We start from the raw sequence: 12,719 nt of genomic DNA, 5'->3' as shown, positions 1-12,719 counted from the left end.
CCGTTCGTGTGTACCACCAGCCTACGCAGCATACTGCGCGGGCTGTTTCACCATGGCTGTGCCGTTTGGCAGGCGCATGGTGGGAGAGTGCCATGCACTCACCGGTCTGGTACACACCCGGTACGCCAATCCTGCCACGCGCCTGCCTAATACCTCCGCTTCTCTCGGCAGGTGGTTTATCTTGTGTCACAGCAGGAGAAACACCATGCAACAGCCTCAAAACTTTCCCCCGCGCCGCCGCTACAAACTGAACGCCCTGGAACAACAGAGCGCACTGCTCCCCTTCGTCCGCTTCTGCCCCGGCCGCACCTACCCGCATTACTGGCAAATGCCTACGCCCAGCAAGGATCTCCTCGCCGACCACGCCTACGGCCGCGAATGCGCGGCTCACCTGTTGCAATGGCTGAAGGACAATCGGGAATACGTCGGTAAAGGCCTGCTCAGCCGCGTGGCGCGCGACATCGATTTTGACGACCGCGCCGGACGCGGCCAGTGGATGGGCTTTTTCAACTATCTGGAAATCATGATGCTGCTGGGCGCCGACCGGGTCCGGGTTTACCGCCATGTAGACAGCCAACACCAGATCTACCTGGCGCTGGGACAGCGTTTCAGCCTGGAAGCGCGCTTCCGCCGCATCCGCTTGCGAAACCGCTAAACGTCTTGCGGTGGGTATCGCTGCGCTCCACCCACCCTACGGTGAATGGTCTTGTAGGGTGGGTGGAGCCGTAGGCGATACCCACCAAACCCCGCCATTGAGACCCAAGCATCGATTCCATCGCGTTTCCGCGTGGGTATCGCTGCGCCCCACCCACCCTATGATGGATGGTCTTGTAGGGTGGGTGGAGCCGCTAGACGATACCCACCGACATCGTTTGCCGCCGAGCCGGCGCACGCAAAAAAAGCGGGGCAGCCCAAAGCGGCCCCGCTTGATTCCTGCTTGCTTGAATGTCAGCCGAGGCTCCAATGCCTCTTGCCGATGTGGCAGGCACTGTCGCGCGGCTTACTGGCCGTGCTTCTCCTCGCCCAGCTTGTCCAGATAGCGCAGGATGCGGCCGCTGTCCTGCTCCAGCTTCTGCATCCGCTCGACGATCTCCTGCTCGTCCAGCGGGCCTTCCTGGCCAAACACCGCCAGCGCGGCGCCGATGTGCTGGCTGGCCTGCTGCTCGGTGGCCGCCAGCTCGCTCCAGGAGCGGGTCTGGCCAAAAGACTGCTGGCCTTGCAGTTGCAGCCAGCCTTGCAGCTCGCTGCCCTGCTCCAGCGGCTTGGCCTCCTCTATCGAGTGATAGGCGGTCTGCTTGAAGATCACGTGGCCCACCTTTTGCAGGCTGAGCTGGGATTTGTCGTGCACGCGGTTCACCTGCGCCATTACCTGCTGCGACTGCTCCACCTGGCTGCTGAAGCGCTGGCGGAAGGTTTCCACCGAGTCCTTGACCTGGCTGGCCACATTGCCGGCGGCGCTGGCCTGGGTCTGCATATTGCCGATGCGCAGCGACAGGTTTTCCAGCACGTCCTGCACATTGTTGGCGGTGCTCTTGCTGCGTTCGGCCAGCTTGCGCACTTCGTCGGCCACCACGGCGAAGCCGCGGCCGGTTTCGCCGGCGCGGGCGGCTTCAATGGCGGCGTTCAGCGCCAGCAGATTGGTTTGGTCGGCGATGGCGGAGATGTCGGCCAGCGAGGTTTCTATGCCCTGCCATTCCTGGGCCAGCGCGGTGCTGGCGGTGTCCATGCTGCTGACGCTGTCGGCGATGGTGTCCAGGTGGCCGGACAGGTGTTGGGCGGTTTCCAGGCTGACGCGCGCGCCGTCCGCGGTGTCCTGGGTGATGGCGGCCACGTCGGCCATGGCCTGGCTGATGTCTTCCAGATCGCTCTGATTGCTGGCCAGATCTTTGCGCAGATGCGGGTTGTTGAGCGCGGCCAGCTGCGAGGACAGGCGGTTGCGGCGGATGTAGCCGTCGTTGTCGGCCATGGTCTGGATGGCGTGGTTGACGCTGCCCAGCGAGCTGGCCAGGATGCCCGGCAGGCCCTGGCTCAGCGGGCGGCGGCTGTAGTCGCCGGCGCTGATGGCCTTGAAGCAGGTGTTGATTTCCTTGAAATAGGTTTCGATCAGGTCGAGGAAATCGTTGAGCTGCCAGGCGAGCTTGCCCACTTCGCCCAGGTTGCGGGTGCCGGTGGCGCGGTGGTGCAGTTCGCCGGAGCTGGCGTAGCCCAGTTGTTCGTGCAGGGTGTTGAGCAGGCCGAAGATGCGGCCGCTGTGGCGCCACAGCAGCAGGGACAGGGCGATGGAGACGGCCAGCAGCAGCGCGTCCACGATGTGGCCGACGATTTCCGGGAACAGGAAGCCGTCCAGCAGCGAGAAGGCGACCAGCAGGTTGAAGCTGATGATGCACCAGCCCAGCTGGGTGCGCAGGAAGGGCGGTTTTTTGTCGTGGTTCATGCGGCGACTCCCGGCGCTTGCAGCACCTGGGCGTTGAGGGACAGGATGAAGTCCTGATAGCTGACGCCTTTTTCCGCCAGCACTTGCAGCAGCCAGGCCACGGAGGCGTCAGGCGCGGTGGCCTTGTTGTGGCTGGCTTCGATCTGGCGCATCTGGGCGTAGACGGGTTCTATGGCCTTGATGGCTTCCTGGCTGGGCGGCCGGCGCACGGAGTAATAGCCTTGCAGTTGGCCGCGCAGATCGTAGTCCGGGGTGACGTTGGCCAGCACCCAGTAGTAGTCGCCGTTTTTGCTGTGGTTTTTCACCACGGCGAAGAATTCCTGGCCCTGTTGCAGGGTTTTCCACATCAGCCGGTAGGCGCCGCGCGGCATGTCGGGATGGCGGATCAGATTATGCGGTTTGCCCAGCAGTTCGTGCTCGGCGTAGCCGGCGATGCGCATGAACACGCGGTTGGCGTAGGTGATGTGGCCGGTGGGGTCGGTCTTGGTGATGATCAGTTCATGAGGAGCGAGCCGGATTTCCTTGCTGGCCGGGCCGGCGGCGGGGTGCGTCATGGTCTGTTTCTCTCTTATTTGTCGATTGCATAACCTCTAAATGTTCATTTTCGGCCACTGGCCCAGTAGGGGCAAGCGTTTATTTATTTGTACTGCCCATGCTTGACAGGGTGCTGCTTAAATTACTTCTTAATAATCCAGTTCTTACAAAAACAAAAGGATGCCTTCGGCATCCTTTGCGGCGCGGGTGGGCAGGGCGTCAGAGCCGGTTCAATATCTTGGGGCGCGCCGCTGGCATGGAAGCGGTTTTCAGAGTTTGACGATCTGGCGGATCTGGGACACGCAGGCGCGGGCATCGTCTATCAGCTTGGCGAATTCCGGGCTGTTGATCTCGGCGTGGCTGAGCCAGCGCACCTTATTGCTGATCCGGTACTGGACGCGGATGCCGGCCGGGGTTTGCTGCTGCTTGGCGTTGACCTCGTACCAGGGAGAGCTGACCTTGCACTCGAAGGCCGGCTGGATGGCCTTGGCGCCCTTGAGCAGCACGTCGGACTGCATGGCGCTGGCGTCGCCCAGGTAGACGTCGGCCAGGTTGCCGTTGCGCTTGTAGCTGTCGAAGCTGTCCCACACGCCCTTGAAGTGGGAGTCGTAGAGAAACAGGCCGGAGATCTTCTCCAGCATGCGCGGGTCGCGCACGCTCATGCGCAACGGGTAGACGGACGGCACCATGAAGGAGGTCATGTCGCGCTGGACCTTGCAGCCTTCCGGCTGATTGCTCAGCCGGTTGCACAGGCTTTGGTCGGTGGCGCTGACGCCCTGGTAGCGGTCTTGCAGAATGGTGTCGATCAGCGTGGAGTTGCCCAGTTCGATATCGGCGCGGACGTCGGCGCTGCCGTCGGCTTGCAGCGCGTTTTCGCGCTTGATGTTCAGATCGGTGCGCGCCGGCTCCATCGGCACCTGGGTCTGGCTGACCACGCCGTCCTTGCCGATGATGAAGGCCCAGCGGTCTTGCAGGTCAGACATGATGCGGCCGGGCTGGAAAAAGGGGTTGGTCGGGTCCAGCCACCAAGTCTGGCCGGCGATGTCGGCGCGGACGATCATGTGGTTGGGCGCGCCGATGCCGGGCAGTAGCAGCGGCGGGGCGAACTTGCCGCGGTAGATCAGCGCCGGCTCGGCGGCGACGCCGGAGCGGCGCAGCATGGCGGTCAGCAGGGTGGAGAGGTCTTTGCAGTCGCCGTAGCCGTGCTTTTCGATTTCCGCCAGCGTGAACGGCACCAGGCCGCGTTCCGCCAGACGGGTGTCGTTGAGGTAGCGGTAGTTGCGGTTGATGTGCTGCATGAAGGCAGCCGCCTGCTCCGCGGCCGGCTTGCCCTGGTTGGCGGCCACCACGGCGGCGGCGGCCGGCGGCAGCGGCGCGGCCAGGATTTCGTTGTAGCGGCGGGCGTGAGCGCCGAAGTGGTCTTGCGGCTGGTCCGAGGTGGCGATCACCAGCTGAGGCCATTCGCGCAGCGCGCTGTTGTTCCACTCGTTGATGTAGTTGAGGTAGCGCGGCCGGCGCAGCGAGACCTTGATGCGTTTGCGGTCCGCGCTGGCGTCCACCGCGTAATCGTCCAGCATCATGCCGCGCCAGATCAGCGGGCGCGTGGACTGGATGTCGAAGTTGAAGCTGTCTTCGCGCGCTTTTTGCGGGCCCAGGTCCAGTTGGTAGCGCAGCTGGCGCACCAAGGGCTGCGCCACGCTGTGGGTCTTGATGCGGTAGGACACGGTGCTGCCCACCGACAATTCCGGGAAGGCCATCCAGGTTTGCATGTCGCGGCTGACGCCGGCGTCCGGATTGGGCGCGGCGCGGGTTTCGATCTGGGATTTGCCCAGTTTGATCACTTTGCCGTTGGGCTGGATCACTTCGGCCTGCTCCACCCGCAGGCGGTCTTCGGCCGGGTAGGTGAAGTCGATGCGGGACAGCTGTTCGCGGCCGGAGGGGTGCAGGATGGTGAATTGCTTGCTGGTGACGCAGTCCAGGCTGTTGTCTTTATTGTGCTGGCAGCTGACGGCGGTTTTGACCGCCAGCGGCGCTTCGCTGACCGGTTGCAGCGCGGCGGCGCTGAAGCTGCTGTAGAGGCCGGCGGCCAGCCCGAGAGTGAGTGTACGCATAGTGGAATCGAAAAGTGTGATGTTGCGGTGATGATTATACGGCGCGAGGGCGGAGAAAACGCGCATCCGGCGTCCGCGCCGCCGGATGGGGTCAAGCGTTCCATATTCGCATATTAGCGCTTGCGAATGTGTGTGCTTTTTGTGTGAACGGCGTCATAGCGCCGCAGAGTCGATAAGGGGGTAGGGCTCGTCGGCAGGCAATGCTGGGCTGACAGACGAGCGGCCGGCCTGCTCGCAGGCGGTCTTTACGGCGCTTCGGTGGCGAAGCCGATCTTGCTGATGCCGCCTTGTTGGGCGCTGGCCAGGGTTTTGGCCACGGTTTCGTAACGCACGCTCTTGTCGGCGAACAAGTGCAGCTCCACTTGCGGGTTGTCGCGGGCGGCGGCGGCGAAACGGGCGTCCAGCTCGCCTTCCGGCACTTTGACGTCGTTCCAGAACACCGCGCCGGCGGCATCTATGGCCAGGCGGATTTCCTTGGGCTGGCTCTGCTGCGCGGCGGCGCTGGCCTGCGGCAGATCCAGCTTGACGGTATTGGTCAGCAGCGGGGTGGTGATGATGAACACCACCAGCAGCACCAACATCACATCCACCAGCGGGGTGGTGTTGATGTCGGCCATCGGGGCGGAGCCGCCCTTGTCGAAACTACCGAAGGCCATCGATCTCTCCGGACTGAGTCAGCAGCTGGGCGTGCAGATCGTGGGCGAAGTAGTCCATGTCCTGAGCCATGATGCGCTGCATGCGGGTCAGGGCGTTGTAGGCCAGCACCGCGGGGATGGCGGCGGCCAGGCCGGCGGCGGTGGCCACCAGGGCCTCGCCGATGGGGCCGGCCACCGCGGCGATGGTGACCTGGCCGGCCGCGCCGATGTTCACCAGCGCGTGGTAAATGCCCCATACCGTGCCGAACAAGCCGATGAAGGGCGCGGTGGAGCCCACCGAGGCCAGCACGGTCATGCCGGTTTCCTGCTTGCCGTTTTCCTGGGCCAGGCCCTTGCGGATGGCGCGGGTCAGGAATTCGTCCAGATCGCAGCTCTGGCCCAGCGGGCGCTCAGCCTGGCTGCGGTAGTGGCGCAGCGCGGCCAGGCCCTGGCGGGTGAGGTTGGCGAAGGGCGCGCGGGAATCCTGCAGCTGGGTTTCCGCCTGTTTCCAGTTGGGGGCGTCCCACAGCGCGGCCTCGGCCTGCTTGTTGGCGCGGCGGATATGCCAGGTGCTGACGCCGCGAACCAGGATCAGGTACCAGGTCAGCACCGACATCAGGACCAGGATCATGAACACCGCGACCAGCACGGCGTCCCCTTGTTGGAATACAGTCATTAGATTCATGATTTGGCAGACTTCAAAGAAAATTCAACGGGAACGATAAAGGTGTAGGCGATGGCTTCATTGCCGCGTTTGGCCGGGGTGAAGGTCCATTTCTTCACCGCCGCCAGGGCGGCGCGGTCCAAGCGCGGGAAGCCGCTGGTGTTGGCCAGCGCCACGTCCAGCGGCTGGCCTTGGGCGGATACGTGCACCCGCAGCTGCACGGTGCCGGTTTCGCCTTCCTCGATGGACAGCGCCGGGTAGGCCGGCTTGGGATTGTTCAGATAGCCGCCCCGGTACATCGGCTCGGTGATCGAGGGCTTGGCGTCGGCGGACTGGCCGCGCGAGCTGCCGCCCTCGGCGGAGCTGGTGGCCGCGCTGGGCTTGCTTTCCGCCGCGGGGGCGGCGGTGGGCACGCTGATGGCCTTGGCGCTAGGCGCGGCCGGCGTGGGCGTGGCCATTACCTTGGGTTTGACCGGAGTCGGCTTCGGCGTCGGGGTGGGCTTGACCTGCGGCGTCGGCTTTTTCTCGGGCTTGGGCTGCTGCTTGGGCGCAGCCGGCGCGGCGGCCTTGCTGGGTGCGGCCAGGCTGATCATTTCCATGCTGGCGACGCGCGGCAGCGTGATCGGCGCCTGCATCGCCACTGCGCCGCCCATCAGCACGAAGACCAGGGCATGCAGGCCCACGGTGCTGGAGAGCGCCGAGTATTGAAGAATTCGCTGGTTCATGACGGTGATGATAATACAAACTATTCTCATTATCCAAGCTGGAAAACGCGTATATTCTCACGTCATTGATATGGGTAAATAAATGACGGGAAAAGGATTTTGCCAAGCGTCGCGTCCGCCGGCGCGCCGGAGCGGCCCGGCGCTTGCAATCCATGGTTTTGCCTGCATATTTTGCAGCATTGGCCACGGCGGAGTGCCGGTGGCGACATTATTGGAATACAAAACATGCAACAGTTCGACGGAACCACCATCGTGTCCATTCGCCGCGGCAATCGCGTGGCGCTGGGCGGGGATGGCCAGGTCACCCTGGGCAACATCGTGATCAAGGCCTCGGCGCGCAAGGTGCGCAAGCTGCATGGCGGCAAGGTGCTGGCGGGCTTTGCCGGCGGCACCGCCGACGCCTTCACCCTGATCGAGCGTTTTGAAGCCAAGCTGCAAAAACATCAGGGCAATCTGCTGGTGTCGGCGGTGGAACTGGCCAAGGACTGGCGCACCGACCGCATGCTGCGCCGGCTGGAGGCGATGCTGATCGTCGCCGACAAGAACAGCACCCTGATCATCACCGGCAACGGCGACGTGCTGGAACCGGAGCAAGGCATCGCCGCCATCGGCTCCGGCGGCGCCTACGCCCAGTCCGCGGCGCGCGCGCTGTTTGAAAACACCGATCTGGCGCCGGAAGTGGTGGTGAAGAAGTCGCTGGAGATCGCCGGCGACATCTGCATCTACACCAACCACAACCATGTGATCGAGCTGTTGGACGACGCCGAAGAGCCGGAAGGCAAAGAGCCGGCAGCCAACTGAGCCGCCCGATTCAAGAATCAAATCGCCGGGAGCGCCGCTTCCGGCTGGAGAATGTCATGACGCAAATGACCCCGCAGGAAATCGTCCACGAGCTGGACCAACACATCATCGGCCAGAACGCCGCCAAGCGCGCGGTGGCGGTGGCCTTGCGCAACCGCTGGCGCCGCCAGCAGGTGGCCGAGCCGCTGCGCAGCGAAATCACCCCCAAGAACATCCTGATGATAGGCCCCACCGGCGTGGGCAAGACCGAGATCGCCCGCCGCCTGGCCAAGCTGTCCGGCGCGCCCTTCATCAAGATAGAAGCCACCAAGTTCACCGAGGTGGGCTATGTCGGTCGCGATGTGGACACCATCATCCGCGACCTGGTGGAAGTGGCGATCAAGGACACTCGCGACGCCGCCATCAAGCGCAACCGCCCGCGCGCGGAAGACGCGGCGGAAGACCGCATCCTGGACGTGCTGCTGCCGCGTCCGCGTCAGCAGGCCGGTTTCTTCGGCGGCGAGCCGGAAGCGGAGGCCAAGCCGGAAGACGGCGCCACCCGCCAGAAATTCCGCAAGATGCTGCGCGAAGGCGCGCTGGACGATAAAGAGATCGAAATCGAAATCGCCGCGCCGGCGGCGCAGATGAATGTGATGGCCCCGCCGGGGATGGAGGATTTCGCCAGCCAGCTGCAAGGCATGTTCCAGGGCATGGGCTCCGGCAAGAAACAGACGGCCAAGATGAAGGTGACGGAGGCGCGCAAGCAGTTGATCGACGAGGAAGCCGCCAAGCTGGTCAACGACGAGGAACTGCGCGCCGAAGCGCTGAAGAACGTCGAGCAGAACGGCATCGTGTTCCTGGACGAGATCGACAAGGTCACCAGCCGCAGCGAAGGCCAGGGCGGCGCCGACGTCTCGCGCGCCGGCGTGCAGCGCGACCTGCTGCCGCTGGTGGAAGGCACCACCGTGTCCACCAAGTACGGCATGGTCAAGACCGACCACATCCTGTTCATCGCCTCCGGCGCCTTCCAGCTGTCCAAGCCGTCGGACCTGATCCCGGAACTGCAAGGCCGTCTGCCCATCCGCGTTGAACTCTCCTCGCTGACCGTGGACGACTTCAAGGCCATCCTCACCAGCACCAACGCCTGCCTGACCCGTCAGTACCAGGCGTTGATGGCCACCGAGGGCGTGGAACTGGAGTTTGCCGAATCCGGCATCCAGCGCCTGGCCGAGATCGCCTGGCGGGTCAACGAGAAAACCGAGAACATCGGCGCGCGCCGTCTCTACACCGTGATGGAAAAGCTGCTGGAAGAAGTGGCATTCGACGCCAAGGCCGGCCGCTGCGAGATCGACGCCGCCTATGTCGACAGCAAGCTGGAGCAGGTGGCCGAGCGCGAAGATCTGGCGCGTTACGTGCTCTGATCCACTCCTTATATATAGAAACGCGAACGGCGGCCGATGGCCGCCGTTTTTGCATCCGTCTCAGCGCGTCTCACAGGCCGGCTTGGCGGCGGCTGGCATGGCCGCCAAATCGCGGAACGCCTCCGGGTGATGCCGCCAATACCAATCCTTCACCTCCTCGTGGTCCAGCTCCAGGAAAGCCTTCAAGCCCGGCAACAGCAGCATGGGCAGCACGGTGGCCAAATGCAGCAACGCGAAGATCAGATAAACCCGGTCCAGCGGCAGCACATGCAGCAGCGCTCCGGCCAGCGCCGGCCCCAGCATCGAGCCTATCTTCACCAGCATCACATTGATGGCGGAAAAGCGCGCGCGGTAATTCTCCGGCACCGCCAGCGTGCGGTGGGTCTGGCCGATCAGCTGGTTCAGCGCGAACATCAGCCCCATCACCGCGAAACAGGCCAGGATCAGCCAAGGGTTGTCGCTGAGCGCCACCACCAGCATCAATACACCGCAGACCAGCATGCCGAGGGTGCGCGCCTGGTAACGGCTGAAGCGGCGCAGCAGCACATGGGTGAACCATAGCGAACCCAGCAGCATGCCGGCGCTGATCGCCGCCTCGCAACCGCCCAGCCAGGCGGCGGACAAACCCAGCGCATGCAGCTTGACCGGCAGCAAGGTGGTCACCAGCGGCATGAAGGCCACCAGGGTGATGAATACCGCCAAGGTCCAATAGCGTTCCAGCGGAATGCGCCAGCGCGCGTACAAGCCGCTGCGGATATCTTCCAGCCAGGGGCTGCGGACGGCGCCTGCCGCGCGCGGCGGCACGCGCACATATAAGGAGGCCGCGGCGGCCACCACCAGCAAGAAGGCATAGGCCAGCAGAGTCAGGGTGGGTGAGGTCGCCGCCATCAGGCCGCCGCCCAAGACCGGGCCGATCAGATTGCCGGCCGACTGCGAGCTTTTCTGCAAGGACAGCGCATCGCCCAGTCTGGCCGCCGGCACCATCTCGGCGGCGATGCTCAGCATGGACGGCAGCACGATGGACCAGGCCAGCATGGCCAGCGACTCCACCGCAATCACCCAGCCGATGCGATACCAGCCCATGGCCGCCATCAGCGCCAACAGCAGGGCGCTCAACATCGCCAACAGCATGCCGCCGCCTATCAGCCGGTTCTTGGGCAGGCGGTCGCCCAAGGGCGCGGTCAGCGGCAGCGACAGCAACATCACCAGCGCGGTGATCGAGCCGAACCACGCCATATCGCGCGCGCCGCCGGATTGCACCACCCACCAGCTGATGGCGACGTAACCGGCGCCCATCGCCAGCCCGCTCAGCACGTCGCTCAGCATCAAGGCGTAAAACGGCGCGGGCAGGCCCTCCAATCGTTGACGCAAGGTTTGCTGCATGAGGAGGGCTCCTGGGCGGTGGGGATGCGCTTAGCTTAACAATTAATGACTAAGGCATAAAGTCTGCGTCGAATAATTTGCCGGAAAGCGGGTTTTTCGGAAAAACCGGGCAAAATCTGCCCGCTTTCGCAGCTTATCTGCCGACGACAACAAGCTGGGAAGCCTTGTTTTCCGGCTTGCCCAAAAGTTCTTGTAAAATTCTTTATGGATGATATTCATTTAAATCATTGACTTAGGTGTTGATATCTTAAAAACCCTCTCTTTTTTCAAAATAGGTGTTGACGGAGCGAGGGCTGTAACGTATATTTCACCTCCTCAGCAGACAACGCAGCGACGGAAACGAAACGCAGCGACCTGCACTGATCTTTAACAGAACGAATAACCGATAGGTGTAAGTGCTCGGTCGATGACCAAACACTTGCACTGCAAGACGAGAAATGTCTCGATGTTTCTTTGATCTTGCGTGCCAGAAAATTTGCTTGGAATTGAACTGAAGAGTTTGATCCTGGCTCAGATTGAACGCTGGCGGCATGCTTTACACATGCAAGTCGAACGGTAACAGGGTGCTTGCACCGCTGACGAGTGGCGAACGGGTGAGTAATGCATCGGAATGTACCGTGTAATGGGGGATAGCTCGGCGAAAGCCGGATTAATACCGCATACGCCCTGAGGGGGAAAGTGGGGGACCGTAAGGCCTCACGTTATACGAGCAGCCGATGTCTGATTAGCTAGTTGGTGAGGTAAAGGCTCACCAAGGCGTCGATCAGTAGCGGGTCTGAGAGGATGATCCGCCACACTGGGACTGAGACACGGCCCAGACTCCTACGGGAGGCAGCAGTGGGGAATTTTGGACAATGGGCGCAAGCCTGATCCAGCCATGCCGCGTGTCTGAAGAAGGCCTTCGGGTTGTAAAGGACTTTTGTCCGGGAGCAAATCCTAGTGGTTAATAACCGCTGGGTCTGAGAGTACCGGAAGAATAAGCACCGGCTAACTACGTGCCAGCAGCCGCGGTAATACGTAGGGTGCAAGCGTTAATCGGAATTACTGGGCGTAAAGCGTGCGCAGGCGGTTGTGCAAGTCTGATGTGAAAGCCCCGGGCTTAACCTGGGAACGGCATTGGAGACTGCACGACTAGAGTGCGTCAGAGGGGGGTAGAATTCCGCGTGTAGCAGTGAAATGCGTAGAGATGCGGAGGAATACCGATGGCGAAGGCAGCCCCCTGGGATGACACTGACGCTCATGCACGAAAGCGTGGGGAGCAAACAGGATTAGATACCCTGGTAGTCCACGCCCTAAACGATGTCAACTAGCTGTTGGGGGTTTGAATCCTTGGTAGCGTAGCTAACGCGAGAAGTTGACCGCCTGGGGAGTACGGCCGCAAGGTTAAAACTCAAAGGAATTGACGGGGACCCGCACAAGCGGTGGATGATGTGGATTAATTCGATGCAACGCGAAAAACCTTACCTGGTCTTGACATGTAACGAACGCCGCAGAGATGTGGTGGTGCCCGAAAGGGAGCGTTAACACAGGTGCTGCATGGCTGTCGTCAGCTCGTGTCGTGAGATGTTGGGTTAAGTCCCGCAACGAGCGCAACCCTTGCCATTAGTTGCCATCATTAAGTTGGGCACTCTAATGGGACTGCCGGTGACAAACCGGAGGAAGGTGGGGATGACGTCAAGTCCTCATGGCCCTTATGACCAGGGCTTCACACGTCATACAATGGTCGGTACAGAGGGTCGCGAAGCCGCGAGGTGGAGCCAATCTCATAAAACCGATCGTAGTCCGGATCGCACTCTGCAACTCGAGTGCGTGAAGTCGGAATCGCTAGTAATCGCAGATCAGCATGCTGCGGTGAATACGTTCCCGGGTCTTGTACACACCGCCCGTCACACCATGGGAGTGAGTTTCACCAGAAGTGGGTAGGCTAACCGTAAGGAGGCCGCTTACCACGGTGGGATTCATGACTGGGGTGAAGTCGTAACAAGGTAGCCGTAGGGGAACCTGCGGCTGGATCACCTCCTTTCTAGAGAAG

General features: G+C 62.4%; 10 protein-coding genes and 1 rRNA gene. 4 read left to right on the top strand and 7 right to left on the bottom strand.

The genetic code is table 11. From position 1 onward, the window contains the following. Positions 1–205: 205 nt before the first annotated feature. Positions 206–655: a hypothetical protein gene (locus HQN78_RS18485; RefSeq protein WP_107801411.1), complete on the top strand. Its 450-nt coding sequence runs from the start codon at positions 206–208 to the stop codon at positions 653–655. Positions 656–1,000: 345 nt separating this feature from the next. Here HQN78_RS18485 and HQN78_RS25910 read toward each other — a convergent pair whose 3' ends face one another. The 6 genes from HQN78_RS25910 to HQN78_RS18455 all read right to left on the bottom strand — a co-directional run bounded on the left by HQN78_RS25910 (position 1,001) and on the right by HQN78_RS18455 (position 7,103). After that, on the bottom strand, positions 1,001–1,726 hold the full coding sequence (locus HQN78_RS25910) for a methyl-accepting chemotaxis protein (RefSeq protein WP_370646614.1): 726 nt from the start codon (positions 1,724–1,726) through the stop codon (positions 1,001–1,003). Positions 1,727–2,430: 704 nt separating this feature from the next. Further along, the gene (locus HQN78_RS18475) at positions 2,431–2,988 is read right to left on the bottom strand and encodes a PAS domain-containing protein (protein WP_107801413.1); all 558 of its coding nucleotides are present in this window, start codon (positions 2,986–2,988) and stop codon (positions 2,431–2,433) included. Positions 2,989–3,237: 249 nt separating this feature from the next. Beyond that, complete coding sequence (locus tag HQN78_RS18470; protein ID WP_235085453.1) at positions 3,238–5,079, bottom strand: DUF3857 domain-containing transglutaminase family protein; 1,842 nt, start codon at positions 5,077–5,079, stop codon at positions 3,238–3,240. A 245-nt stretch (positions 5,080–5,324) separates the two neighbouring features. After that, entirely contained in the window at positions 5,325–5,735 is a 411-nt protein-coding gene (locus tag HQN78_RS18465; protein WP_048415369.1) for a biopolymer transporter ExbD, read from the bottom strand. Next, on the bottom strand, positions 5,722–6,399 hold the full coding sequence (locus tag HQN78_RS18460) for a MotA/TolQ/ExbB proton channel family protein (protein WP_107801417.1): 678 nt from the start codon (positions 6,397–6,399) through the stop codon (positions 5,722–5,724). Before HQN78_RS18460 ends, HQN78_RS18465 begins: the two co-directional genes overlap by 14 nt. Further along, positions 6,396–7,103 (bottom strand): energy transducer TonB, encoded by a 708-nt coding sequence (locus HQN78_RS18455; RefSeq protein WP_107801418.1) that lies wholly within the window; start codon positions 7,101–7,103, stop codon positions 6,396–6,398. Before HQN78_RS18455 ends, HQN78_RS18460 begins: the two co-directional genes overlap by 4 nt. Positions 7,104–7,328: 225 nt before the next feature. Between HQN78_RS18455 and hslV the strand changes: the two genes are divergently transcribed. Beyond that, on the top strand, positions 7,329–7,904 hold the full coding sequence (hslV, locus tag HQN78_RS18450) for an ATP-dependent protease subunit HslV (protein ID WP_107801419.1): 576 nt from the start codon (positions 7,329–7,331) through the stop codon (positions 7,902–7,904). A gap of 56 nt (positions 7,905–7,960) precedes the next feature. Continuing rightward, entirely contained in the window at positions 7,961–9,304 is a 1,344-nt protein-coding gene (gene hslU, locus HQN78_RS18445) for an ATP-dependent protease ATPase subunit HslU (protein WP_107801420.1), read from the top strand. Between the two features lie 60 nt (positions 9,305–9,364). On the opposite strand, the gene HQN78_RS18440 is transcribed toward hslU, so the two are convergent. Continuing rightward, the gene (locus HQN78_RS18440; RefSeq protein ID WP_107801421.1) at positions 9,365–10,687 is read right to left on the bottom strand and encodes an MFS transporter; all 1,323 of its coding nucleotides are present in this window, start codon (positions 10,685–10,687) and stop codon (positions 9,365–9,367) included. A gap of 487 nt (positions 10,688–11,174) precedes the next feature. On the opposite strand from HQN78_RS18440, the gene HQN78_RS18435 reads away from it, so the two are divergent. Beyond that, positions 11,175–12,710: ribosomal RNA gene (locus HQN78_RS18435) — 16S ribosomal RNA — on the top strand. The last annotated feature ends 9 nt before the right edge of the window (positions 12,711–12,719 follow it).

The organism is Chromobacterium sp. Beijing, assembly GCF_021496765.1.
Taxonomy (GTDB): Bacteria; Pseudomonadota; Gammaproteobacteria; order Burkholderiales; family Chromobacteriaceae; genus Chromobacterium.
Note: the sequence above shows the minus strand (reverse complement) of the source record. Positions and strands in the feature narration are given on the sequence as shown.